At 66.3% G+C, this 23,407-nt stretch carries 23 protein-coding genes; 13 read left to right on the forward strand and 10 right to left on the reverse strand.

Going from position 1 to position 23,407, the window contains the following annotated elements:
• The first annotated feature begins 5 nt into the window (after positions 1-5).
• The 5 genes from ATJ93_RS11875 to ATJ93_RS11895 all read left to right on the forward strand — a co-directional run bounded on the left by ATJ93_RS11875 (position 6) and on the right by ATJ93_RS11895 (position 3,524).
• Positions 6-1,799, forward strand: a complete 1,794-nt coding sequence (locus ATJ93_RS11875) for an aldehyde ferredoxin oxidoreductase family protein (RefSeq protein WP_120244838.1) — start codon at positions 6-8, stop codon at positions 1,797-1,799.
• Positions 1,796-2,551, forward strand: coding sequence for a DUF7124 domain-containing protein (locus tag ATJ93_RS11880; RefSeq protein WP_120244839.1), 756 nt, complete (start codon positions 1,796-1,798; stop codon positions 2,549-2,551). Before ATJ93_RS11875 ends, ATJ93_RS11880 begins: the two co-directional genes overlap by 4 nt.
• Positions 2,552-2,636: 85 nt before the next feature.
• Positions 2,637-2,903: a hypothetical protein gene (locus tag ATJ93_RS11885; protein WP_120244840.1), complete on the forward strand. Its 267-nt coding sequence runs from the start codon at positions 2,637-2,639 to the stop codon at positions 2,901-2,903.
• A 1-nt stretch (position 2,904) separates the two neighbouring features.
• Positions 2,905-3,243, forward strand: coding sequence for a hypothetical protein (locus ATJ93_RS11890; protein WP_211334050.1), 339 nt, complete (start codon positions 2,905-2,907; stop codon positions 3,241-3,243).
• 98 nt (positions 3,244-3,341) lie between these two features.
• The gene (locus ATJ93_RS11895; protein ID WP_120244841.1) at positions 3,342-3,524 is read left to right on the forward strand and encodes a hypothetical protein; all 183 of its coding nucleotides are present in this window, start codon (positions 3,342-3,344) and stop codon (positions 3,522-3,524) included.
• A gap of 74 nt (positions 3,525-3,598) precedes the next feature.
• Here ATJ93_RS11895 and ATJ93_RS11900 read toward each other — a convergent pair whose 3' ends face one another.
• Both ATJ93_RS11900 and ATJ93_RS11905 read right to left on the reverse strand, forming a co-directional pair.
• Entirely contained in the window at positions 3,599-4,231 is a 633-nt protein-coding gene (locus ATJ93_RS11900; protein WP_120244842.1) for a TorD/DmsD family molecular chaperone, read from the reverse strand.
• Positions 4,231-6,390 (reverse strand): hydrogenase iron-sulfur subunit, encoded by a 2,160-nt coding sequence (locus tag ATJ93_RS11905; RefSeq protein WP_120244843.1) that lies wholly within the window; start codon positions 6,388-6,390, stop codon positions 4,231-4,233. Before ATJ93_RS11905 ends, ATJ93_RS11900 begins: the two co-directional genes overlap by 1 nt.
• A 277-nt stretch (positions 6,391-6,667) precedes the next feature.
• On the opposite strand from ATJ93_RS11905, the gene ATJ93_RS11910 reads away from it, so the two are divergent.
• Genes ATJ93_RS11910 through ATJ93_RS11925 form a run of 4 tightly spaced genes read left to right on the forward strand, consistent with a single transcriptional unit; the run spans position 6,668 to position 12,071 of the window.
• The gene (locus ATJ93_RS11910; RefSeq protein WP_120244844.1) at positions 6,668-9,901 is read left to right on the forward strand and encodes a molybdopterin oxidoreductase family protein; all 3,234 of its coding nucleotides are present in this window, start codon (positions 6,668-6,670) and stop codon (positions 9,899-9,901) included.
• A gap of 6 nt (positions 9,902-9,907) precedes the next feature.
• The gene (locus tag ATJ93_RS11915; protein ID WP_120244845.1) at positions 9,908-10,588 is read left to right on the forward strand and encodes a 4Fe-4S dicluster domain-containing protein; all 681 of its coding nucleotides are present in this window, start codon (positions 9,908-9,910) and stop codon (positions 10,586-10,588) included.
• Positions 10,585-11,034, forward strand: coding sequence for a hypothetical protein (locus ATJ93_RS11920; protein WP_120244846.1), 450 nt, complete (start codon positions 10,585-10,587; stop codon positions 11,032-11,034). The genes ATJ93_RS11915 and ATJ93_RS11920 overlap by 4 nt, the downstream gene beginning before the upstream one ends.
• Complete coding sequence (locus ATJ93_RS11925) at positions 11,031-12,071, forward strand: cytochrome b/b6 domain-containing protein (RefSeq protein ID WP_120244847.1); 1,041 nt, start codon at positions 11,031-11,033, stop codon at positions 12,069-12,071. Before ATJ93_RS11920 ends, ATJ93_RS11925 begins: the two co-directional genes overlap by 4 nt.
• A gap of 296 nt (positions 12,072-12,367) precedes the next feature.
• Here ATJ93_RS11925 and ATJ93_RS11930 read toward each other — a convergent pair whose 3' ends face one another.
• Together ATJ93_RS11930 and ATJ93_RS11935 are read right to left on the reverse strand one after the other, a co-directional pair.
• Positions 12,368-12,781, reverse strand: a complete 414-nt coding sequence (locus ATJ93_RS11930) for an EamA family transporter (RefSeq protein ID WP_120244848.1) — start codon at positions 12,779-12,781, stop codon at positions 12,368-12,370.
• Between the two features lie 226 nt (positions 12,782-13,007).
• Positions 13,008-13,403 carry a hypothetical protein gene (locus ATJ93_RS11935; RefSeq protein ID WP_120244849.1) on the reverse strand — a complete coding sequence of 132 codons (396 nt, stop codon included), beginning with the start codon at positions 13,401-13,403 and terminating at the stop codon, positions 13,008-13,010.
• Positions 13,404-13,499: 96 nt separating this feature from the next.
• Here ATJ93_RS11935 and ATJ93_RS23660 point away from each other — a divergent pair, with 96 nt between their 5' ends.
• Entirely contained in the window at positions 13,500-13,673 is a 174-nt protein-coding gene (locus ATJ93_RS23660; RefSeq protein WP_170155561.1) for a hypothetical protein, read from the forward strand.
• A 48-nt stretch (positions 13,674-13,721) separates the two neighbouring features.
• Here the strand turns inward: ATJ93_RS23660 and trpB are convergent, their stop codons facing one another.
• Complete coding sequence (gene trpB, locus ATJ93_RS11940; RefSeq protein ID WP_120244850.1) at positions 13,722-14,873, reverse strand: tryptophan synthase subunit beta; 1,152 nt, start codon at positions 14,871-14,873, stop codon at positions 13,722-13,724.
• 98 nt (positions 14,874-14,971) lie between these two features.
• On the opposite strand from trpB, the gene ATJ93_RS24060 reads away from it, so the two are divergent.
• The gene (locus ATJ93_RS24060) at positions 14,972-15,382 is read left to right on the forward strand and encodes a DUF7553 family protein (protein WP_245977553.1); all 411 of its coding nucleotides are present in this window, start codon (positions 14,972-14,974) and stop codon (positions 15,380-15,382) included.
• A 7-nt stretch (positions 15,383-15,389) separates the two neighbouring features.
• Here the strand turns inward: ATJ93_RS24060 and ATJ93_RS11950 are convergent, their stop codons facing one another.
• Entirely contained in the window at positions 15,390-17,087 is a 1,698-nt protein-coding gene (locus tag ATJ93_RS11950; protein WP_120244851.1) for an NADH-quinone oxidoreductase subunit D, read from the reverse strand.
• A 213-nt stretch (positions 17,088-17,300) separates the two neighbouring features.
• Here ATJ93_RS11950 and ATJ93_RS11955 point away from each other — a divergent pair, with 213 nt between their 5' ends.
• On the forward strand, positions 17,301-18,458 hold the full coding sequence (locus ATJ93_RS11955; RefSeq protein ID WP_120244852.1) for an NAD(P)/FAD-dependent oxidoreductase: 1,158 nt from the start codon (positions 17,301-17,303) through the stop codon (positions 18,456-18,458).
• Between the two features lie 36 nt (positions 18,459-18,494).
• On the opposite strand, the gene ATJ93_RS11960 is transcribed toward ATJ93_RS11955, so the two are convergent.
• The 4 genes from ATJ93_RS11960 to ATJ93_RS11975 all read right to left on the reverse strand — a co-directional run bounded on the left by ATJ93_RS11960 (position 18,495) and on the right by ATJ93_RS11975 (position 21,842).
• Positions 18,495-19,517 (reverse strand): zinc-dependent alcohol dehydrogenase family protein, encoded by a 1,023-nt coding sequence (locus tag ATJ93_RS11960; protein WP_120244853.1) that lies wholly within the window; start codon positions 19,515-19,517, stop codon positions 18,495-18,497.
• 118 nt (positions 19,518-19,635) lie between these two features.
• Positions 19,636-20,613: a flap endonuclease-1 gene (gene fen, locus ATJ93_RS11965; RefSeq protein ID WP_120244854.1), complete on the reverse strand. Its 978-nt coding sequence runs from the start codon at positions 20,611-20,613 to the stop codon at positions 19,636-19,638.
• Positions 20,614-20,735: 122 nt separating this feature from the next.
• Positions 20,736-21,311 (reverse strand): GNAT family N-acetyltransferase, encoded by a 576-nt coding sequence (locus ATJ93_RS11970; RefSeq protein WP_120244855.1) that lies wholly within the window; start codon positions 21,309-21,311, stop codon positions 20,736-20,738.
• A gap of 39 nt (positions 21,312-21,350) precedes the next feature.
• A complete protein-coding gene (locus ATJ93_RS11975) occupies positions 21,351-21,842 on the reverse strand; it encodes a hypothetical protein (RefSeq protein WP_120245267.1) in 492 nt (163 codons plus the stop codon).
• A gap of 308 nt (positions 21,843-22,150) precedes the next feature.
• Between ATJ93_RS11975 and ATJ93_RS11980 the strand changes: the two genes are divergently transcribed.
• On the forward strand, positions 22,151-22,570 hold the full coding sequence (locus tag ATJ93_RS11980) for a DUF7344 domain-containing protein (RefSeq protein WP_120244856.1): 420 nt from the start codon (positions 22,151-22,153) through the stop codon (positions 22,568-22,570).
• Positions 22,571-23,407: the final 837 nt, after the last annotated feature.

The following is a 23,407-nucleotide window of genomic DNA, read 5'->3' on the forward strand; positions in this document are numbered from 1 at the left end:
ACTGTATGGGAGAGGGGGACTCCATCGTCCGGGTCGATCTCACGACCGAAGCCGTCACGACCGAGCCGGTGCCCGCGGAGTGGCGCCGGAAGTACGTCGGCGGGAAGGGACTGGGCGCTCGCTACCTCTACGAGGAACTCGAGGCCGGAGCGGACCCGCTCGGCGGCGAGAACGCCCTGCTCTTTCTCACGGGGCCGCTGACCGGCCATCTTCCCGGCGAACAGCGGTACGTCGTCGTCACGAAGTCGCCGCTGACCGGCGCCTTCTTAGACTCCTACGCCGGCGGCTCGATGGCCGACCGGCTCGCAGGATCGCTCGGCGATCACGTCGGGGTTCTGGTGACCGGCCGCGCGGACGAACCCGTCGCCCTCGAGGTCGCCGACGGCGAGGTGTCGATCGAACCGGCCGACGACTGGTGGGGACTCGACGCCCGGGAGGTCGACGAGCGGGTCCCCGACGCGGCGGTCGCGTGTATCGGCCCCGCCGGCGAGAACGTCGTCTCGTACGCGACCATCGCCTCGGACGGCGGCGACCACCACGCCGGCCGCGGCGGCGCAGGAGCGGTTATGGGCTCGAAGCGGCTGAAGGCGGTCGTCGCCCGCGACGATGCGCCCGAATCGCCGCCGGAACTGCGGCGGCTGAGAGAGCGCGACGAGGCCGCGTTCGCCGACGACGAAACCGGCCGGTGGCACGCCGCCAGCGAGACGGTCGAAACCGTCGACTTCGCGAACGAGGTCGGCGTCCTCCCGACCCGGGGCTGGCAGAAGGGCCGCTTCGACGGCGCCGATTCGGTCGGCATCGAGGCCGTCCGCGAGGCCGCCTTCGAGCGCGAGCGGGCCGACGACCCCGTTCCCGGCGGCTTCCGCGTCGGGAGCGACGACGGCGACACCGTCCCGCGGGGCTCGACGCCGATCGCGCTGGGCTCCGGGCTCGGCATCGACGACTTCGACGCCGTCGCGACGCTGGGCTCGATCTGCGACCGGCTCGCGGTCGACGTCATCTCGAGCGGCAACGCCGTCGCCTGGGCGATGCGCGCCAGCGAAGAGGGCCACCTCGAGCGGGACCTCTCCTTCGGCGACGAGGACGACGCTCGTACGCTCATCGAGGAGATCGCGACGCGCTCGAGTCCATTAGGCGACGCGCTGGCCGACGGCGTCGAGGCGGCGGCCGACGCCTACGGCGCCGACGAGTTGATCCCGTCGGTGAAGGGGATGGAACTGCCCTCCTACGATCCGCGCGGCTCGGCCGCGATGGCGCTTGCCTACGCGACCAGCGACCGGGGGGCCTGCCACCGGCGGGCGCGACCGGTCGAGACCGAGGCGATCGAGGGCGACTGGACGATCGCCGAGCGCGTCGTGACGGTCGCCGCCGAGCAGGACCGTCGTGCGGTCCTCTGGAGCCTCATCGCGGACGATTTCTTCGGCGAGGCGCTCACGCCCGACCTCGGCGCGGAGTGGCTCGCCGCGAGCGGCCGGGCGGCCGACTACGACCCCGCGGAACTCCAGCGGGTCGGCGAGCGGATCTGGACGCTCGTGCGGCTGTTCAACGTCCGCGAGGGGTTCTCGCGGGCCGACGACGAACTGCCCGCACAGCTAACCGAGCCGCTCGAGGGCGGCCCCAACGACGGCAACGCCGTCGCAGCTGAGGCGTTCGAAGGAATGCTCGATCAGTACTACGAGTACCGCGGCTGGGACAAAGAGGGGCGACCGACCCCGGAGACGCTCGAGCGACTCGGGCTCGCGGATCTTGCGGTCGATGCAGTTACGAACGCGAACGCGAAACGAGGTGACCAACAGTGACCGAACGAATCGACCTCGACGAACTCGACGTCGGCGACGACGACGAGCCGGAGGAGGAATCGAACCCCGGCGACTGGTTCTGGCGCGGCGAGGGCGACCCGGAGGACGAGCCGCCGCGAACGACCGGCCCGGCGGTGAAGTCGGACGACGCTGGCGAAGATAGCGACGGCGCGGAGGCACCCGGCGCCGACGGGAACGCGAACGCAGTCGACCAGAACTCGCAGCCGGCCCCCCACGTACCGAAAGCGGAGTCGGGGAAGCCGGTCGGGATTCCGGCGGCGACCGGAGGCGCCGGTGCCGGTGCCGGCGCGGACGACGGTGGGGAGCCAGGCGCAGCCGAACCGGCGGAACCTCGCCCCGCAGGATCGGCCGCGGAGGGACCCCACGGCGGCGGCGTCGACGACATGACGATCGCCTTTACCTACCAGGCGCTCCAGCACCTCGAGCATCCGGCGGCCGTCTTCGCGGACGCCTACAGTTGGAGCGACTGGATCGGGATCGTCGGCGACGTCGGCACGCCCGCGATCACGAAGTTCCAGCGCGATCACAACCTCGACGCCGACTTCTTTACCGGTAGCGGAACGGACCCGAGCGAACGGCTCGCCGAGATCGACCGCACGTCGATGTTCTACGCCGAGCGGATGGTCGTCATCGGCACCGGCGAGCGCGGCGAGACCATCGCCGACGCCGCCGACTGGGAGTACATCCCGCTCGAGACCGCGGCGGAAAAGGCGGGCTGGGAGCTGTCATAGGGACGACTACTTTTCCGCCTGCGACGGTCACGGGCTCCGAAACGTTAATACTGCCCCAACAGACACGACCAGTCGAGAGATAGCTATGGGACTCCGAACGGCGTTTCGGCAGAACAAACTCGTACTGATCGGGCTGCTTGCGTTCGGTGCGTGGGCTTTCCTGACGATACTGAACGTCTCCTCGAGCATGGGAGCGGTCGTCTACGGCGACTGGGTCGGCCAGAGCGGCGTCGTCGGCCTCATCGGGCTGGGCGTCCTCGGCGCGATCGCCCTCCTCGTGGTGCTCGTCTACGGCGAACTCGGCGAGACCGAGCCGCTGCCAGAGGAATTCCCGCCGGAAGGGACCCAGTAACATGCCCGAGACCCTCGAGATCGAACTGAGCGACCGCTTCCTCGAGGCCGCCCGCGAGTGGGGGGACTCCCGGCTCACGGACGAGACGACCGCCGTCGAGCAGAAGGTCGAACAGGCTTTGCTCGAGATCGAACACCTGGTCTCGGGAGCGCGGAACGTCGCGTTCGCGGTCGACGACGAGACGATGACCGTCCGGTACGAACCGACCGACGACCTCGCCTCGCTGCTCGAGCGTCAAGCGGAGACGCACGGCCTCGAACCCGAGGCCGTCCTCGAGATGCACGTCGACCTGTTCGCGCGGGCGTTCCTCGAGGAGACCGAACAGATGCCCGAAGCCTGATCGAATCGACCTATCGACCTTCTTACCTGACGAATCGACAACGGAAATCGACGCGAGCGGAAGGATTATACGACGATCGACGCAACCAGAGAGCAACGATGCAGCGCAAACAGACCGACTGGAAACCGAAGAACGGGGAGACGGACGACGACGCGTGGACGCATACCGGCGCGCACGAGGTCACCGAGGGCGAAGTCGACGGTAACGTCGAGTTCGACGACGAACTCAAGGAGAAGTCGCGGAAGGCCTCGGAGTCGTCGGACGCGTCCGACTCGAACTAACGCGACCACGCGTCTCGAATCGGAATCGAACGGAGCAGCTATACTCGCTCCGGGAATCTGTTCCGCGCGATCGCTCAGCTAACCTGCAGGGCGATCTCTTCTTCGAACGCGGCGTAGCCGGCGAGAAGGTGGCCGACCGCCTCGTAGAACGGCTCGTCCGCTTCCTCGACGATCGACGCCGCGCAGTCGTCGATCCAGTGCGAGAGGTGTTCCTCGTGGAAGACCCGCTGGTAGCCCAGCGTCTCCTCTCGGCCCTGGTACTGGGACCGGACTAAGTACCGCAGGAAGGCGAGTTCGACCGCGACGTGGTCGTTCTCCTCGGGGTAATCCTCGGGCGGACTCCAGCCCGCCGCGCCGTAGCTCGCTTCGACCTTCGGGAGGCCGTCGCCCAGGTAGTCCGTGTCCTCGCGGTGGTACGTCTCGTGGGGAATTACCGGCGGCCGCGGCCCGACGAACAGCCGCGTGTACTCCACCTCGAGCTCGTCGGCGACCTCCTCGAGCGGCCGGTCGCGGTTTTGGTCGATGAACTGTTCCAGCAGGTCGAATCCCGTATCGAGGTCGTCGTTGACGCTCCCCGAGGGCGACGCAACGTCCCCGCTGAGGACGTCCTCGAGGAACTCCTCGGGCGGCGCGTCGTGGGTTGCGGTGATCAGGAACTCGACCAGATCGAGTCGTGCCGCGTAGACGGCTTCCATATCCATACTCATCAGTCGTCACCTCGGCTGTACAGCAGCATCGAGCGACACTCCGGACAGTAGTCGAAGATGCTGCCGTCCGCGTTCGGGGCCATCCCCGAGACGAGGTCGCCGACCTCGCCTTTGATCCGTTCGGCCGATCGCTCGCTCGTGAACTCCGTGCCGCAGTTCTTGCACTCGAGCATCGAGCCCTCGAAGACCTGGGTCCACGCGGGATCCGCATCACCGTCCGCGTCGTCCGCACTCTCACTCGGCTGATTCTCGGGCAGCAGGGAGAGATCGAGCCCTTCCTCGACCGTAATCGCGTTCTCCACGCAGCCGTCCTCGCAGAGGCCGCAGTTGACGCAGCGTTCGTGGTTGAACTCGAGGCCGGCCTGCGTGCGACGCAGCGCGTCGGTCGGACAGAGCGTCGAACACGTCGGCGTGAGCGTACACGCGTCGTCGACCTCGACGCGGCCGAAGTCCTTCAACCCGCGGATCACCTCCCGTTCGGGGTCGACGTGCTCGAGGATCGCGCGGACGCTCTCGAGCGTCCAGCCGTGACTGTCGAAGGCGGGGTTCTCGCGCTCGGGGTCGTCGATCTCGCCGGTCGCCTCGTGCTCGCCTTCCGGAATCGGCGACTCCTCGAGGCCGACGACGAACGTCGAGATCTCCTCGACGAACGCCCGCGGCTCGTTCGGATCGGGTGCGAAGAACTCCACGCGCTTGCCGAGGCCGAGGTCGTCCGTGGCGACGTCGAGTCGGCGGACGAGTTCGGCCTTCGGGTCCGGTCCGGAGTGCAGACAGTCGCCGCCGCAGCCGACGATCGCCACGCCGTCGGCGCCGCAGGCCAGCACGTGCATGACGTGGGCCTCGCCGACGGTATCAGTACAGTTGACCTGGACGGGGAGGATCGGCGGGTACTCGATGTCCTCGCGGCCGGCGGCTGCGAGGCGCCCGTACTCGGCCAGCGCGTCGGCCGCCTGCTCCGAGCAGACGAAGGCGACGACGGACTCCTCGAGGCCGGAGCCGCCCCGGCCCGGGATCCAGCTATCTTCGACCTCGTCGGGCGTGAGCAGTTCCTCGACCTCGCGGGCGATACGCTCGTTCGAGGGTTCGCGCAGTTGGGTTGCACCCGTCGGACACGAACTGGTACAGGCGCCGCAGTTCTGGCACAGTTCCGTGTTGAACTCGACCTCGTCGATGCCCGACCGCTCGACCGCGTCGTGCGGACAGGCCTCGACGCACTCGTTGCAGCCGACGCGGCTCGAGTCGCCGGCCGCGCAGACGTCCATCTCGAGGTCGAGGAACTCGGGTTTGGTGAGCCCGCCGAGGTGGCGCTCGATCGATGCGATCTTCTCGGACGTGATCGGGGCGGTGTAGAAGCCGATCCGGCCGCCGCGGGCGGAATCCGTCGCCGAGGGATGGACGACCTGATCGACCTCGAGCGTGCGCTCGACGCCGTCGAGGTCGATGGCGTCGGTCGGACAGCACTCAGCCAGCGACTCGTCGTCGACCTCGGGGTCGATGTCGACCGGGTAGCGCGTCACCGCGCCGTCGGGACCCTCGTGGACGCACTTCATGCAGGCGATGCAGTCCTCGGTGACCTGCGCGCGGACGGTGACCTCGAACTCGCCGTACTTGCCGTCGACCGCGACGACGCGGCCGCGCTCGATCGTCACGTCCTCGAGGTCGTAGTCCGAGTTCGCGTAGTCGTTGCCGTTCGCGATCAGCGTCACGTCGGCGTCCTCGGCCAGCGCGGCGGCGGTTTCGGCGTCGCCGACGACCGCGACGGCGTCGCCGGCCTCGTGGGTGAGCGACTGGTGGACCGATTCGTGTTCCAGGCCCGCGTAGCGCGCGTTGACCATCCGGGCGGTCTTGGCCGTCGCCTCGGATTCGCCGTGGACCCAGCCCGCGCCCTCGCGCTGGTCGACGAACGAGACCGCGTCGGGATGCAGGCCGTTCTCGGTGGCCGCTTCGGTGATCTTCTCCTGGGCCGGAGCCTCCGGACAGGTGACGATGAGCTGATCGAGGTCGTGTTCCTCGATGACGTGTTCCATGCCGGAGAGTCCGTCCTGACAGAGCATCCGGGAGCTGGCGGCGACGTCGACGTGGTCGATCCCGTCGCGCGCCGCCTCCAGATCGATGTCGCAGGTGCCAGCGCACGAACAGACGAAAGAGCCGACGTTCATTAGCGAGCCGAAACCGCCGGACGGTAAAAGATGTTGCGTGACGGAATTCGGTTTTCGCCCCTAAATTATTGCATTCTAACAACTATTCTATCGATAGAAGCAATCGCAGTTTACCCTTCGGGATGAAGATAATCGGGTGCGATTACTTTTCTACACATTCACCGGAAAAAGAAGTATAAATTCCAAAGATTCATTATACTCGGCAAGAGCCCTACCGGATGGCAATCATCGGTGTGTGGGAGACTGTACTGTCACTGCAAATATCATCTCAACCAACATGAGTACGGAACCAGTTACACTGGATCTCGACCGGCGGTCGTTCATGAAGGCGTCCGCCCTCGCCGGGGCCACCATACTCGGCAGCGGGGCAACGGGGCGCGTTCTCAGCGACGACCAGGGCGAATCGACCGGCGTCGAGGACGACGCCGAGACGGCAAAAGTCATCTGTAACTACTGCTCGGTCGGCTGCGGGTTCAAGGCCGTCAAGGAGGGCAACTCCTTCGTGGGTCAGGAGCCCTGGAAGGAGAACCCGATCAACAACGGCTCGCTCTGTTCGAAGGGAGCGAGCATCCTCGAGACGGAGCACTCGCCGACCCGACTGAAGCACCCGCTGAAGAAGGAAAACGGCGAGTGGCGCAAGATCACGTGGAACGAGGCCTACGACGAGATCGCCGAGACCTGGCAGGATGTCGTCGAGGAGTACGGGCCCGACAGCACGATGATGGTCGGCAGCGCCCACCACTCCAACGAGGAGGCCTACGCCTTCCGGAAGCTGGCGGCCTTTATGGGCACGAACAACGTCGACCACCAGGCGCGGATCTGTCACTCCCCGACCGTCGCCGGCCTCGCGAACACGTGGGGCTTCGGCGCGATGACCAACACGATCAACGACTACCGCAACTTCGATCTCAACATCATCATCGGGCAGAACCCCGCCGAGGCCCACCCGATCGCGATGCAGCACATCCTCGAGGGCCAGGCCCGGGGCGGGACGATCGTCTCGATCGACCCGCGCTACACGAAGACCTCGGCCCACGCCGACCACTACTACCGGATGCGGCCGGGGACCGACGTGGCGATCATGATGGGCCTGCTCCACTACCTCGACGAGCAGGACGAGCTCGACGAGGAGATGCTCTCCGATCGGGTCAACGGCTGGGAGGACGCCTACGCCGAACTCGACCGGTACGACCTCGAGACGGCCGCCGAGATCTCCTGGCTCGACGTCGAGGATCTCGAGGAGATCGGCGACCTGATCATCGAGAACAAGCCCAACGTCCAGATCGAGTGGGCGATGGGCGGGACCCAGCACAACAACGGGACCCAGAACATCCGCTCGTACGCGCTGCTTAGCCTCGCATCGGGCAGCGCAGCCCGCTCGGGCGGCGGCCTCCAGGTCATGCGCGGCCACGCGAACGTCCAGGGTGCGACCGACCTCGGCGTCGACGCCGACATCCTGCCGGGCTACTACTCGGTGAGTTCGCCCGGGTCGTGGGCCCACTGGGCGAACGTCTGGAATCAGAGTCCGTGGACCAGCGGGAGCACGGACTTCAACGACATGTACAGCCGGTTCGACATGATGCCCGAGGACCTCTTTGCGGACCTCGGCGAGACGGAAGAGACCATCACGACCGCACAGGTCGACACCGAGGTGCAGGACAGCCTCGGCGGCGACGAGTACCGGCCGGACGAGGTCACGACCCGCTCGATGATGTTCCAGTCCGGGCTGACCGTCGCCCGCTGGTACGAGGCCGCACTCCCCCAGGAGGAGCGACTCCACGAGTCGAACCTCTACCAGCCGAACCCGCTGAAGATGCTGTTCCTCTGGGGCCACTCGGCCAACTCCATCAACGAGATGGACAAGATGAAGCAGGCGATGGAGGCGCTCGACCTGCTGGTCGTCGTCGACGTCTTCCCCGCCGTCGCCGGCACCCTCTCCGACGAGGACAACGTCATCCTGCTGCCGGCCTCGAGCCAGTACGAGCACTACCGGTCGCTGACGAACACGCACCGGTCCGTGCAGTGGTCCGAGCCCGCCGGCCAGCCGGCCCACAACTCCAAGCCCGACCTCCAGATCATGCAGGAGCTGGCCGACCGGTTCGGCTTCGGCGAGCACTTCGACTGGGGCAGCGGCGAGGAGATCCACAACGGCAAGAGCACCTACGAGGACGCGCTCCGGGAGATCAACCTCGGCGTGCGCTCGATCGGCTACCAGCAGCCCCCCGAGAAGCTCCAGCAACACCGCGAGTACGACTACGCGTTCAATACCGAGACGCTGCGAGCCGACTCCGAGGGGCTGCCGGTCAGCGGCGAGTACTGGTCGCTGCCCTGGCCCTACTGGGGCGAGGGCCACACCGGCACCCCGATCATCTGGCGCGACGACATGGACCCCCGCGAGGGCGGGCACGACTTCCGCGCCAACTGGGGTACCGAGGCGCCGTCGCCCGAGGACTGGGAGGCGATGGACGTCGACCGGGAGTACCCGCTCCAGGAGACCTACGACGAACACGGCGAAGAGGGCCTCGAGATGCTCCGCGAGCCCTACCAGCCCGACTGGTGGGACGAAGAGATCGAGGGCGTCCCGCAGTACCCCCACTACACGACGACGCTGCCGGACGATATCACGAACCCCAGCGAGATGTCCCTGCCCGTCGAGTACGCGCTGAGTCCGGATCAGTCGCCCTACGACGCGGCCCAGGCGCTCGAGGAGGAGTACGGCCACGACCTCGACATGGAGTTCTGGGAGCAGTACGACGTCGAGCAGCCGGATCCGCCGACGGGTCGCGGGAAGGCCCGCGCCGTCGCCTGGAACTTCCTCGACACGGTGCCGGTTCACCGCGAACCGATCGAGAGTCCGTACCCCGACCTCGCCGAAGACTGGCCGGCCAACGGCTTCCAGCAGAACGTCTACCGTCTCGACCAGAACAACGGCCAGACCCAGCAGCAGGCCACCGAGGCGGTCCACGAGAAAGGGTTCGAAGTCATCCTCACCTCCGGCCGACAGGTCGAACACCAGGGTGGCGGTTCCGAGACGCGGAACAACGAGATGACCGCCGACCGCCAGCCCCACATGTACGCGGAGATCCACCCCGACCGCGCCGAGGAGATGGGCATCACCGGCGGCGACGAGGTCATCGTCCACTCCGCTCACGACGCCAAGAGCGCGATCCTCGTGAAGGCGAAGGTCGACTACCGACCCCACCCCGACGAGGTCTTCCTCCCCTACCACTGGGGCGGCGTCTTCGGCGGCAAGGACAAGTCCGACGACTGGCCCGAGGGCACGAAGCCGCTGGCGATCGGCGACTCCGTAAACATCGTCACCGCCCACGGCTTCGACGCCGAGACCCAGATGCAGGAGACGAAGGTCGGCATGGTCCGCGTCGAGAAGGCCACGCCCGAACGGATCGAGGAACTCGACATGGAGTTCATCGACTTCCCGCAGGACGAGGAGGGACTCGGACTCCAGAAACAGTACGACGTGCGAGAGCACGACATGCTCGCAGACGACTAACTAAGGATGTCAACAAACGAACAACAGCAGACCGCGCGAATCAGCGACGGAAACATGACCACCGGGGAGGGAATGCGCCTCTTCCCGGACGTGGAAGCGTGTATCGACTGCGGCGGCTGCGTCGTCGCCTGTAAACGCACCTGGGACGTCGGTCCGGACCGCGAACGGATTGACATCGTCAACATGCTCGAAGGTCAGGAGGCCGACGAGGGCTACAACGGTCGCCAGTCCGCGGCGCTGGCCGACGGCGCGAACCCCGGCGAGACGAACGTGCCGATGCAGTGTTTCCACTGCGAGAACGCCCCCTGTATCTCGGTCTGTCCGACCGACGCCCTACAGAAGAGCGACGACGGGTTCGTCGACCTGAAGGAGAGCCTCTGCGTGGGCTGTCAGTACTGTCTCTCGGCCTGTCCGTTCGGCGCGCCGCAGTTCCCCAAGGAGGACGAGGGCTCGGCCGAAATCGTCGGCACCGGCGGCACCATGGAGAAGTGTACCGGCTGCAAGGAGCGCCAGATGGCCGATCAGGGGCCGGCCTGCGTCGACGAGTGTGCGACCAACGCACTGCTGGTCGGGACGGCCGGCGAGATCGCCGACGAACTCGAGAAGCGCGACAGCCAGCCGTTCTTCAACGACGAAGCGATGGAAATCATCTTCGGGAAGGAGGACGCCCAACTGTTCGAATCATGAGCGAGCAAGATACACCGACGGACGCGGACACCGGCGGACTCTCGGACACTGCGGCGTTCTGGATCGCCGCGGTCGTGAGCGCCGCCGTCGCGGTCGGCTCGATCTGGCTCGTCCAGGGGCCGAGCTACCAGACGCTGCTGCGTATCCGACCGACGGTCGGCGGCGGGGGCGTCGGCACCGCGTGGGTCGCCGGCAACACCGAACCGCTGCTGAACGCCCTGGTCTCGCTCCTGCACATCGCCGACGTGCTCATGGGCGCGTTCATCATCGTGATGGTCGCGATCCACTGGGCGGCGTTCCGCCGGCTCAGCGACCGGATGCAGCCGCCGGCGGGTGCCGAACCCGAAGCGCGATCGGGAGCCGACGCCGACGTCGCGACCGACGGGGGCGTCGAGTCCAGCGCCACCGACGAGACCGCCCGCGCCAACGGGGGTGACGCCGCGTGACGAACCTCGACCACGGGAAGTTCTCCCGCGTCACCACGATCTTCCACTCGCTGCTGGCGTTGACCGTATTCTTCCTGTTCTTTACAGGGTACTCCATCGCGTTCAACGCCGAGCTGTGGTGGCTCGTCGAACTCATGGGCGGCAACGAGTGGGTCCTGACCATCCACCGCGCCGCCGGCTTCGCGCTCATGGTGCTGACCGTGTTCTGGGTGCTGTACATGCTGCTGCGCCCCTCGAGCCGGTCGAACCTGCGCGACGTGCTCCCCGACCTCAAGAACGATACGGCGGCGTTCGTCCAGGACGTCAAGTTCGCGCTCGGCTACGCGGAGGAGCGCCACCCCCACGCCAAGCAGTTCGCCGGCTACAAGGCCGACGAGGTGCCGCTGCTGTCGTACGTCGGCAAGGGCGTCATCGCGATCTTCGCGGTCGAGCTCGTCCTGCTGATGATCTCGGGGCTACTCATCTGGCAGAAGACGTGGCTGATCGACTTCTACAACACCCAGTCGGTCGCCATGGGCTTCGTCGCCTTCCACGGCCTCCTCGGGATCATCATGTTCATGGGCGTGATGTTCCACACCTTCGAGCACGCCTGCCATCCGGCCTTCTACCCGGTCGAGATGAAGGCGTTCCTCCCGAAGGAGGAGACGCCGAACTTCCACGGCGATCCCGACGACTACGACACCACCGGGATCGAGAACCTGCGGCTGAAGCCGACCTGGAAGTGGGCGACGAACCTGTTCGGCGCCATGGTCATCATCGGCATCGCCGGCGTGCTGGCCGGCAGCATGACCTACGGCGGCTACCCGATCCCCGAAACGCTGGCGTTCAACGAGGGGAACATCTTCCGCACGATCGCCATCAACATCGGCGTCCTCGTGCTGTTCATCGGACTCGCCCTCTCGATGTACGGGAACATCCTGCGGGTTCGGTACCAGCGCCAGCGCGAGGCGCAGGGTGACCAGACGGCCGAGAGCCAGCAGGAAGGAACTGACGCCGACGCGGACGTGATCGCCGCCGACGGCGGCGAGACGCAGTAACGTTACCGTCGACCGCGGTTTCGGTCGGTTCTTGAATCTCGGTTTCCCGCGATCGACGGCGATTTCGCGAGTTTTGCAGTATTTCCGTTTTGCCGATTCCCGAATGTTCGACTACTCGAGCAGCGTCGCCGGCCGAGCAGTCCCTTCCGGAGCCGCTCGAGGCGAACGCAGGGGAGTCGCTCCGTTGAAATCCTATTCTTCAGAGAGTCGTTCCCCTGGAACGACCGCTTACTACGGGTGCGTATTGTGTCGTTTCGTAGAACACGCTCGAATCACCTGCGCTCAGCCTCGAGGCGTCACGTAGCTATGAGGACGACCGCAACAGCACCAAACGCGATGCCGAGGGCCTTCCTCGCCGTGACTCCCTCGCCCAATATGACGACTCCGAGGAGTGCGCCACCAACGAGGAACATCCCGAAGATCGGCACGACGGTGCTAACGGGACCAGTCGAGAGTGCACGGAAATACCCAACGACGGCACCAGCGAGGCAGATGCCTGCTGCGAATGCAAACCCAACAGATCGGCTCGCCGCCGACGGAATCGACCACTCACCGAACAGGGCCGCCACAGTTGTCGCTCCCACAGCCAGTGTGCCGACCGCAATCGGCATGACGGTGAATGTCGGCAGATCTTGGAGTGCAATTTTCATAAACAGGAACGCAAACGAATAACAACCCATCGCCAGCAGTGCCCACAACACGTAGTTCACAGGTCCGTCCCCTCCAGATCAAATATTACTCGGCCTTGTTGGTGTGGCATATGTCCACACATTCCTAGGTCCTGTAGAGAAAAACCTTACCGCTCGAACGATAACTGATTCAGTGCCAGCGTTCAGTCAGTCGACTGTACTTACTGCTGTGGGTGCCAAACAGAGTATCGACGAAGGGGACCAAGAAGTCGAGGGCGGTCAAAATCGGCGACAGGCGCGAGACCGTTTAGAGCAGTTCGGCGCTCTCCGAGGAGAGTTCGACGGTAACGTCCTGGCGGGTCTGCTCCTGAATCTGGTCGATGTTTCGCGTGAGCACCTCGAGGATATCGTCCGGATCCGGATACACGAGGACGTTCCCGTCGCCGTCCTCCATGACGAGTTGCGTGTCGTTCATCTGGATCTGATTGTGCTCGATGCTCGCCACGTAGACGGACAGCGCCTCGGCGCCGCCGTTGTCTCCCTCTTCGACCATCGAGACGTACAGCGAATCGATGCCGATGAGGTCCTTGTACTCCCGGATTCGGCGCGCACACTCGACCATGTCCTTCGTGATCGCCGTCTTCTGTGGGTTCCCGTGCTCGCCGTTATAGCAGTGCTTGCACACCCGAAGTTCCATCCGCATGGGCCGGAGTAGCAAATGGACGTATTATAATCGTTCGGTCGCAGGCGCGCACGGGAACACACAACATTTAGTACGAAACGCGGACAGTCCTCGAGCATGGAATATCTGCTCTACGCCGGACTGGTGTTCGCAGTCCTGATCGGCAGCATCGGCGCGATGGTCGCGACGACGAAGGACACGGCTGGCGGGTACGGCACAGTTGGCGACGGACTGCTCGCGCTCGTCGTGCTCGGGTTCGCGGTCCTGACGATCGGGACGTCGGTCTTCTAAGCGTCCGAAGCGTCCGCATGGCGGACGCGAGTACCATTCACGTACCGTTCAGAGATCGAACTTCGTCGCCGCGGTCTCCATATCCTTGTCGCCCCGTCCCGAGAGGTTCACGAGGATCGTCTCGTGGTCGCCCTCCTCGGCGAGTTCGATCGCTCGAGCGACCGCGTGGCTGGACTCGAGCGCCGGGATGATGCCCTCGGTTTCGCTCAGTTCGCGGAAGGCGGCGAGCGCTTCCTCGTCGGTGATCCCCGTGTACTCGCAGCGGCCGACGGCCCGGAACATGGCGTGTTCGGGGCCGACGCCGGGGTAGTCGAGGCCGGCCGAGACGGAGTGGACGTCCACGTCGTCCTCGAGCACGCGCGTTTTCATTCCGTGGATGACGTCGTCGGTTCCGCTCGCGAGGGGTGCGGCGTGCTTGCTCGAGTCCGCGCCCTCGCCGCCGCCCTCGGCGCCGTAGAAGTCGACCTCGTCGTCGCGGAACGCGTGGAAGAGGCCGATCGCGTTCGAGCCGCCGCCGACGCAGGCGACCGCGGCGTCCGGCAGGTCGCCGGTCCGCTCTCGGAACTGTTCGCGGGCCTCCTCGCCGATGACGCTCTGGAAGTCCCGAACCATCCGCGGGAACGGATCCGGACCGACGACGCTGCCGACGAGGTAGTGCGTGTTCTCGACGTTCTGCGCGAAGTCCTCGAGCGCGGCGTCGACGGCATCCGCGAGCCCCTCATCGCCGCGGGTGACTTCGTTGACCTCGGCGCCCATCAGCCGCATGCGGAAGACGTTCATCTCCTGGCGCCGGGCGTCTTTCTTCCCCATGTAGATCTCCGTGTCCAGCCCCAGCAGGGCGCCGACCATGGCGGTCGCGGTGCCGTGCTGTCCGGCGCCCGTTTCAGCGATCAGTCGCTCGCGGCCCGCACGTTTAGCCAGCAGGGCCTGGCCGAGGCAGTTGTTGATCTTGTGCGCGCCGCCGTGGAGCAGGTCCTCGCGCTTGAGGTAGATGTCGGCGCCGTAGCGCTCGCTCAGGTTGCGCGCGTAGTACAGCGGCGTCGGGCGACCGGCGAACTCCTCGAGCAGGCTGCGAAACTCCGCCTGGAACTCGTCGGTAGCCGCGACCTCGTCGTAGGCCGCCGCGAGCTGCGAAAGCGGTTCCTCGAGCGGTTCCGGAACGTGTCGACCGCCGTATCCCTCGAACTCTCCGTCGGACATACGTTCGTGCTGGCGCTCGGACACCGTAAATGTAGCTCCGCGCCGTTCCGTCATCGGCAAGCCCGATGGCTACCCGACTCGAGACGGTAGGGCGGCGTATGGTCGACGACGAGACCGACTCCGATCGCAACCTCGAGCCGGACCCCGAACGAGAACACGACCGCCGCTCCGAACCGGACCCAGAACCCGGCCCCGTCGGGGAGCACGCGCCCGACGAACACTTAAAGCGGGTTCGCGAGTACCTCCAGTACGCGACCGAAGGCGCCGATGGGCCGGTACAGACGCAACTGAACTCGCTCACCAAGGGCGTCTTCGAGGAGCAGGCCGACGACCTCACGGCGGGCGACGATCCGCCGAAGGCCGATCGCATCGAGGAAATCGCCGAGAAACTCGACGGACTCGCCGCCGAGGCCGACGGCAAGACGACCGAGCACATCCTGGCCGCGCGCGATCACTGCCTCGCGTTTCTCGAGGAGGGCGGCGGCGAAGGGCAAGCGGACAGCGAGTGAATCGGCGTCAGCGGTCGACGCTCCCGAGCACGATGTCAAGACTGCCCAGCGAGGCGATCAGGTCCGGGATGTACTCCCCTTCGGACATCTCCGGCAGCGCGGAGAGGTTGTGGAAACACGGGCTGCGGATCTTGAACCGGGCCGGCGAGTTCGAGCCGTCAGAGCGAACGTAGACGCCGAGTTCGCCCTTCGCGATCTCGACGGCGCGGTAAGTCTCCTTGCCGGCCTCGGGTTTCAGCGTCCGGGGCACGTTGCTCTGGACCTCCCGCTCGTCCTCGGGCCAGTCCTCGAGCAGGTCGAGACACTGCTCGATGATCTTTGCCGACTCCTCGACTTCCTCGATCCGACAGAGCACCCGGGCGTGGTTGTCGCAGCCGTCGCGGGTGACGACGTCCCACTCCAAGTTCTCGTAGTAGCCGTAGGGGTCGTCGCGCCGCAGGTCGTAGTCGACCCCCGAGCCGCGGGCGACCGGGCCCGTACAGCCGTAGTCCTTTGCGACCTCGGGCTCGAGGACGCCCGTGTCGACGGTCCGCATCCGGAAGATCTCGTTGGTGACGATGAGGTCGTGGTACTCGTCCATCTTCGCCGGCAGTTCGTCGAGGAAGTCGCGGCACTTCTCGATGAACTCCTCGCGGGGCCGGGGCAGGTCCCAGGCGACCCCACCCAGCCGGAAGTAGTAGAACATCATCCGCTGGCCGGTCAGGTCCTCTAAGATGTCCTGAACGACTTCCCGGTCGCGGAACGAGTACTGGAAGATGGCGGTGAACTCGCCGTAGACGTCCAGGGCGAAGGTGCCGAGCGCGAGGAAGTGCCCGAGCATCCGCGCGAACTCGGTCGACATCGTCCGCAGCACCTGCGCGTACTCGGGAACCTCGATCTCGGCCAGATCCTCGATGGCGCGGGCGACCGCCCACTCGTTGGGCAGGTTCGAGGTGTAGTCCCAGCGGTCGGCGTAGGGGATGATCTGGTGGCGGTAGGTGCCGTCCTGGCACATCTGCTCCTCGCAGCGGTGGAGGTAGCCCACGTCGGGATCGACGTCCGCGACCGTCTCCCCGTCGAGGATCGTCTTCAGGTGGAGCACGCCGTGCGTGGCGGGATGGTGGGGCCCGATGTTCAGCAACATCGTGTCGGATTCGGACTCGTCGCCCTCGAGACGGCGATCCTCCTCGAGCGGGTTCCGGTGCTCGGCGAACTTGACGACCTGCGGCTTGTCCTGATCGTAGTCGAGCGAGAGCGGGTGGCCTTGCCAGGAGTCCGGCAGGAGTATGCGCCGCAGGTCCGGGTGGCCGTCGTACTCGATCCCGACGAGGTCGTAGGCCTCGCGCTCGTGCCAGTCGGCCGTCCGGAAGACGGGTTCGGCGCTCTGGGCGACCGGATCGCCCTGGGGCATCTGGACCACTAGCGACACCTCGTGCTGGCGCTGATCGTACTTCGTCAGGTGGATGATCGACTCGTAGCGGTCCTCGTACTCCTGGGGCGTGATACACGAGAGGTGGTCGAACCCCGCCTCGTCGCGCAGCAGGCGCAGCACCTCTTGGACGTCGTCGGGCCGGATCACGAACGCCGGCGCGTTCTCGTGCTCGTCCCGGCGGAGCGTGTACTCGTCGAGGAGCGCCTCGAGTTCGGCCTCGTCGACGGACTCGGTCCGCCGGTGGTCGTACTCGGGGTCGATGCTCGGTCGCTCGCGCTGTGGTGTCTCGCTCATGGGATGGGGATCTCCTCGCGCGATCGGCGGCGGGCGCGGGTTTCGACTGCGCTACACCCGACGCGGAAATGAGGATTTTCCCGGATACGGGTGACTGTCCGCTCGAGTCGAACGAACGGGCCTGACACCGCACCGCGGTGTTCGCGTCGCAGTGCTCCGTTTCCGGCCGATCGACAGCACATCCCTATACCCCTCGAGTCCCTACCACCACCCATGCACGTCGTCGTGCTCGGCGCGGGCTACGCCGGCCTGACCCTGACGCGGCTGCTCGAGGACGAGCTTCCCGACGAGGCCGACCTGACGATCGTCAACGAGTCGCCGGATCACCTCGTCCAACACGAGTTACACCGGGTCGTGCGCCGCCCCGAACTCGCCTCGGCGATCACCGTCTCGCTGCCGCAGGTCCTCGAGCGTGCGACCGTTCGCGTCGCTCGCGTCGAGGGGATCGACCGCGAGGAGCGCGTCGTCGACCTCTCGAGCGGCCGCCTCGAGTACGACGTCGCGGCGATCTGTCTCGGCGCGCAAACGGCGTACTACGACCTCGAGGGCGTCCGCGAGCACGCGACGCCGCTGAAGCGGCTCCGGCACGCCCTGCGGATTCGGTCGCGGGCGCTCGAGGTGTTGCGAGACCGGTCCGCTGGCGCTAGCCGCATCCTCGTCGGCGGCGCCGGCCTCTCCGGCATCCAGGTCGCGGGCGAACTAGCCGCGCTGGCCGACGAGGAACGCGGGACCGCGACGGTCACGATCCTCGAGCAACTCGACAGCGTCGCGCCGACCTTTCCCGGGAACTTCCAGCGGGCCGTTCGCTCGGCGCTCGAGGACCAGGGAATCGAGGTCCGAACCCGATCGGCCGTGTCGCGGGCCGACGAGACGCACGTCCACCTCGAGTCGGGCGACGAAATTCCGTACGACCAGTTCGTCTGGACCGGCGGCATCGCGGGATCGGACGCGCTCGCGGGCGAGCGTCCGCTTGTCGAGAGCGACCTGCGACTGGACGAGCGGACGTTCGCGCTCGGTGACGCCGTTCGCGCGACCGACGCCGACGGGGAGCCGGTGCCGGCGAGTGCACAAACGGCCGTCCGCGAGGCGCGGACGGTCGCGGAGAACATTTCGCGCTTCGCTGGTGACGGGACCGACGCCGAAGCGGACCCCGACGCTCTCGAGCGCTTCGCGTTCGACTCGCCGGGCTGGACGGTCAGCGTCGGCGACGACGCCGTCGCACAGCTCGGCCCCGCCGTCCTCACGGGTCGACCGGCGAAGGCGCTGAAAGCGACCGTCGGACTGGGCTACCTCTCCGCGGTCGGCGCGGTCGGAAACGCGACCGACCGCTTGTATCGCGGGGTTCTCGAGAGACGGTTCGGTCGCGAGTGAGCGAGCGATATCGGCCGACTCGAGCCGGGAAGCCGCTCACTCGAGCGAGATGACGACCTTCCCCTGGTGCGCGCCCTCGTCGACGTAGCGGTACGCTTCGCGGACCTCGTCTTCCGAGAAGCCGAAGGTGCGGTCGATCACCGGCTCGATCTCGGCGGCTTCGATCGCGCTGTTCATCCGGTCGAACATCGCGCGACTGCCGACGCCCATCGAGCCCTCGACGGTGAGCGCCTTCTGGAGGATCGGGCCGGGGTGGACCTGCCCGTCGGGACCCGAGAGGACGCCGATCAGGTGGACGTAACCGTCGAACGCCGCGGCCTCGATCGACTGCTGAAGCGTGCCCGGGCCGCCGACCTCGATGACGTGATCGACGCCGCCGGTCTCCTCGGCCACCGCGTCACCCCACTCGGGCGTCTCCTCGTAGTTGAGCGTCCACGTCGCACCCAACTCGCGGGCCCGCTCGAGTTTCTCGTCGCTCGAGGAGGTGACGAAGACGTCGGCCCCCTGCATCGTCGCGAACTGGAGGGCGAAGGTGGAGACGCCGCCGGTACCGAGTGCGAGGACGGTCTCGTCGGCGGTCAGATCGCCTGCTTCCATCAGTTCGCGCCACGCGGTCAGCCCGGCGCAGGTGAGCGTCGCGCCCTGTTCGTAGGAGAGGTTCTCGGGGAGTTCGGCGAGCGAGGCGGCGGGGAAAGTGGCGTACTCGGCCAGCGTGCCGTCGACGTTCCCGCCCGTGGTTCGGGCGACCTTCTCGGGCGTGACGGGGCCGTCGATCCAGTCGGGAGCGAACGGCGTTGCAACGCGGTCGCCCGCCGAAAGGCGTTCGACCTCGTCGCCGACCGCGACGACCTCGCCGGCGCCGTCGCAGAGCGGCACGACCGGCGGTTCCGCGCCGGGATAGACGAGGTCCTCGTGGGCGATCGCCAGATCGCGGTAGTTGATCGACGCCGCGTGCACCTCGACGAGCGCCTCGTCCGCGGCGGGTTCGGGACGGTCGCGCTCGACTTCGACGACGCCGGCGTAGTCGCTCGAGGGTTCCTGGACTTCGTAGGCTTTCATCACCCGACGAAAGGAACCGGCGGAACTTCGGCCCTCGGTCCGGCGAGCGTTTTGCTGGCTCCGCGAACAACCGGCAACGCGGCGTTTCGGACCTCGGCGTGCCGTCTTCGGGTCTCCTCTACGTCCAGCGATCAAGTCCCGTCTGCGTCACGCTCTCCTCGATGCGCTCGAAGCCGCGTTCGACCTCGTCGGGGTCGACGCCCCACTCGTCGGTGACGTACTCCCGGGCCGCCGCGAGGTCGGGATCCATCGCGGTGTCGAACTCGTACTCGTCGGTCACGTTCGGATCGCGGAACAGCTGGCGGACGCGGTCGCCGTACTCGATCGAGTCGCCGCGGGCCTCGAGGACGCTCCAGAGGTCGCCGTGCTCGGTGATTTCCTTGATGGCCGTCTTCGGGCCGATGCCGGAGACGCCCTCGTTGAAGTCCGTCCCGATGAGAATCGCCGCGTCGATGAGTTGCTCGAGGGTGAGGTTGTGGTGTGCGAGGGTGGCCTCGAGGTCCATCAGTTCGGGATCGCCCTTGCTGGTCAGTTGGCGCAGCGTGAGCGGCGCGCCGAACAGCAGCGCGTCGTAGTCCTCGGAGCCGACGTAGTCAGCGTCGCCGCGACGGACGATGTGAGCGGCCTGGGCCTCGCCCTCCGCGGGCGCCTCGACGATCGGCACGTCGAGTAATCGGAGGAGTTCGCGGCTGGTCTCCTGAATCGTCGGCGTCAGCCGCTGGGTCCGGGACTCGAGTTGCGCGATGGCGACCTCGTCGCCTTCCTCGCGGGCGACCTCGAGTTGCTCCTCGTAGGTGCGCCGCTGATCGCGGCGGGATTCGATCTCGTCTTCCTTGAGTTCGGAGGGGCCGCCGTCGAAGACCATCACGGGCGTGACGTCGTTCTCGAAGAACTTGGGCAGTCCCTGCACGATGCCGACGAGGTTCGCGACCTCGGTGCCGTCGGCGGTCGTGTAGACGTCGCTGTTGGTCCACTTGACCGTCGTCGTCAGGTAGCGGTAGAGCCAGTTGTGCGCGTCGACGGCGACGACGCCCTCGATCTCGGAGAAGGGGATCTCCTCGATGACCGCGATATCCCGAAGTGCAGCGTTTCCCATTGCCGTGGTATTGGGCCGACCGGGATTTGAATCGTTGGCTTCCGGCCGGCCGCTGATTCAATCCTCGACGCTCGATTGCGGTTCCTCGAGACGCCCGGGGCGGATCACTCCACTCGCTGCGCTTAGCTGTCCGCCTCGACCTCGGGATCCGGCGGCTCGCTCCCGCGGCGCGACTCGAGGAACTCTTCCTCTTCCGCGGACAGATCGCGCTCGCGAAACTCCTCGAGGCCGGTCCGGTACCGCTCGGCGGCGTGTCGGTCGGGATCCTCGACCTCGTCGATCGGATCCGGCCGCGGGTACTCGAGGACGAGTTCGGCGATCCCTGTGGTCTCGCCGGTATAGGCGAACCCGCAGCGGTACAGCGCCTCGTAGGCGAAGGGGTTGTTGACCGCGATCCGGAGGCGCTCGTAGCCGCGCTCGAGGGCGCGGTCCCGGACCAGCCGACAGAGTCGCGGGCCGATGCCCTCGCCGCGGCGGTCGCGGGCGACGGTGACGTACCGCAGCCAGAGGGTGTCCTCGTCGGTGCGATCCTCGTTGAACGCGACGGCGGCGACGATCTCGCCGTCCTCGTCCCCTTCCTCGCGAGCGACGGCCTTGCCCGTGTTCGTCATGACGAACTTGCCGGCGTAGCTGAACCGCTCGTAGTCGAGGCGCAGTTTCGGTCCGTCCGGCGGCCAGTCGAGCAGTTCGTACTCCACACGCGCAGTTGGGGCGGGCGTCCCTATGTGGGTTCGGGATCAGAACCGATTCCGCCAGCGCTGGGTCCGCAGCACCTCGTCTTTCATCGCCGAACAGTGCTCGCGGGCGCGTTCCGCCTCGAATTCGTCGGTCAGGTCCTCGGCACACGCCTCCCACGAGCCGCCGATCGACGACCAGTACTCGAGGACGCTGTCCCGGTCCCAGCCCTCGGGCAGGTCGTCCAGCCCGTTCACGTCCTCGTCGACGACGTCGGTCAGCGCCTCGGTGTCCGTCGATTCGGGTGCGTCGTCGGCCTCGAGGGCGCTCGCTTGCATCGCCGAGGCGCGGTAGACCGCGGAGCCGACGGTCGGGGCCTCGAGGCCGACGACGTAGGCCGGACTGTCCTCGCTGGCATCGACAGACGTGAGGTCGTCCTCGCCCTTACCGCCGCCCTGCGGAAACTCGAAGTCCTCTGTCAGGACGGCCGCGACGACGCCGCGGCCGTCCGGGGTGGCGACGACGTCGCCCTCCTCGTATCTGGTACCGCTCATATCGGACCGTTCGAGGGCCGATTCGGTAGTGACGGTGCCGGGATTCGCAAGGACCGCGGGTAACTGACGGACCACGACCACTGAGGGGCGCCGAAACGGTCGCTAAACGTAACACTACGTCGGCCACCGCATGCAGTCACGGCCCGCTGCTCGAGCCGTCGCACCGTCGTGCCGTCGCGCCGTCGCGCCCGAGCGCTTAAGCGGTCGACACGTCCTACCGAACGGAACGCGGCCGCGATCGGCTGTCCAACCGAGTCTGCCGGCCCCAGACCTATCCGCGCCGCCGTGGATAGTGCGAACGTGACAGAATGACCGACGATGCCGAGTCCGACCCGCCGGACCAATCGGACCAGTCTGACCCGCCGGATCCTCCCGAGTCGTCCGCGGACGACCCGCTCGAGGACGTTCCGCTCTCCCTCGACGCACACCTCGATATTCTGGCCAACGAGCGCCGTCGCTACCTCCTCGAGTACCTCTGGGACCAGCCGGGACACGTCGGTTCGTTCGAGGCCGCGACGAAACACACGATCTCGCAACACGGGCAGAAATACGGGTGGCAACCGAACCACGACGACATCCAAGTCGATCTGCAGCAACACCATCTCCCGAAACTGGCCGACGCCGGCCTCATCGAGTACGATATCCGTAGCCAGACGATTCGGTATCGCGGCAACGACCGCCTCGAGGAGATTTACGAGCGGATCGTCGAGTTCGAGCGCGATCGCTAGTCGGCTCGAGAGTTGTCGGCAACGCTGCGAACGATCGGCTGTTGAGACGTGCGCGGATCGGGATTTGAACCACGCGAAGACGGTCGCGTTCGCTACGCTCACGGGCTGGGACTTCCCTAATTCAAATCCCTCATACGAGTGCTGTTGCTCGCAGGTTTGCGCATACAGAAATGCGCGGACCGGGATTTGAACCCGGGCCATGAGCTTGGAAGGCTTCTATCACAATCCGTGTGATTTCACCCGTCAAACAGGGGTCAATTCGACGCAGAACGACACAGATCCAACGATCATTTCGACAGTCACCCCGTCTCAGCCTTGCATTTTCCCTCGTCAGCGTTCCCGGTTTCCTCGTCTCGTAATACTATCTAGGATAATATAAAGACCCGCGGCGTGAGCTTCAGGGTCTACATCTATAACACGTACCACCTGATCTACCGCTGTTTTCAGTCGGTCACGATCTCTCACGGATACGGAGGCGGATATCTAGATCGGACGTGAGCTGCTACTGGGTTCGAAGCCCGATCTGGAACTGCTAACTGATCTCTGACTGGTGTTCCAGCCACGCTATTGGGACGCGACGATTGATCCGTCTTGAACTTATCCAATGTGATGCATTGTATGGCGCAAGGCGACAGATAGAACACGAGAGACCACCGGCCGGCGGCGCGAGTCTCGTAACTGGATCGGACAACCGCGGCCACCTCGGGAACGACGACATTCCGGAGATTCGGTTGCCCGTCGACGGTGATAGGCGAGTGGAAATTAGCTGCGTCAAACGCGGCAGACGGAAGATACGGGTGATATATATCGAATACGCCGCGCTAGCATAATCGTTTC

Source organism: Halopiger aswanensis (assembly GCF_003610195.1).
In the GTDB taxonomy this organism is placed as follows: Archaea; Halobacteriota; Halobacteria; order Halobacteriales; family Natrialbaceae; genus Halopiger; species Halopiger aswanensis.

Coding starts and splice junctions, on each gene's coding strand:
- trpB (WP_120244850.1), bottom strand. CDS start 14,873: ATGTCCGACGGAGAGTTCGAGGGATACGGCGGTCGACACGTTCCGGAA.
- fen (WP_120244854.1), bottom strand. CDS start 20,613: ATGGGAAACGCTGCACTTCGGGATATCGCGGTCATCGAGGAGATCCCC.
- ATJ93_RS11980 (WP_120244856.1), top strand. CDS start 22,151: ATGACCGACGATGCCGAGTCCGACCCGCCGGACCAATCGGACCAGTCT.
- ATJ93_RS11975 (WP_120245267.1), bottom strand. CDS start 21,842: ATGAGCGGTACCAGATACGAGGAGGGCGACGTCGTCGCCACCCCGGAC.
- ATJ93_RS11960 (WP_120244853.1), bottom strand. CDS start 19,517: ATGAAAGCCTACGAAGTCCAGGAACCCTCGAGCGACTACGCCGGCGTC.
- ATJ93_RS11935 (WP_120244849.1), bottom strand. CDS start 13,403: ATGCGGATGGAACTTCGGGTGTGCAAGCACTGCTATAACGGCGAGCAC.
- ATJ93_RS11920 (WP_120244846.1), top strand. CDS start 10,585: ATGAGCGAGCAAGATACACCGACGGACGCGGACACCGGCGGACTCTCG.
- ATJ93_RS23660 (WP_170155561.1), top strand. CDS start 13,500: ATGGAATATCTGCTCTACGCCGGACTGGTGTTCGCAGTCCTGATCGGC.
- ATJ93_RS11915 (WP_120244845.1), top strand. CDS start 9,908: ATGTCAACAAACGAACAACAGCAGACCGCGCGAATCAGCGACGGAAAC.
- ATJ93_RS11895 (WP_120244841.1), top strand. CDS start 3,342: ATGCAGCGCAAACAGACCGACTGGAAACCGAAGAACGGGGAGACGGAC.
- ATJ93_RS11900 (WP_120244842.1), bottom strand. CDS start 4,231: ATGAGTATGGATATGGAAGCCGTCTACGCGGCACGACTCGATCTGGTC.
- ATJ93_RS11875 (WP_120244838.1), top strand. CDS start 6: ATGGGAGAGGGGGACTCCATCGTCCGGGTCGATCTCACGACCGAAGCC.
- ATJ93_RS11890 (WP_211334050.1), top strand. CDS start 2,905: ATGCCCGAGACCCTCGAGATCGAACTGAGCGACCGCTTCCTCGAGGCC.
- ATJ93_RS11910 (WP_120244844.1), top strand. CDS start 6,668: ATGAGTACGGAACCAGTTACACTGGATCTCGACCGGCGGTCGTTCATG.
- ATJ93_RS24060 (WP_245977553.1), top strand. CDS start 14,972: ATGGTCGACGACGAGACCGACTCCGATCGCAACCTCGAGCCGGACCCC.
- ATJ93_RS11950 (WP_120244851.1), bottom strand. CDS start 17,087: ATGAGCGAGACACCACAGCGCGAGCGACCGAGCATCGACCCCGAGTAC.
- ATJ93_RS11905 (WP_120244843.1), bottom strand. CDS start 6,390: ATGAACGTCGGCTCTTTCGTCTGTTCGTGCGCTGGCACCTGCGACATC.
- ATJ93_RS11885 (WP_120244840.1), top strand. CDS start 2,637: ATGGGACTCCGAACGGCGTTTCGGCAGAACAAACTCGTACTGATCGGG.
- ATJ93_RS11955 (WP_120244852.1), top strand. CDS start 17,301: ATGCACGTCGTCGTGCTCGGCGCGGGCTACGCCGGCCTGACCCTGACG.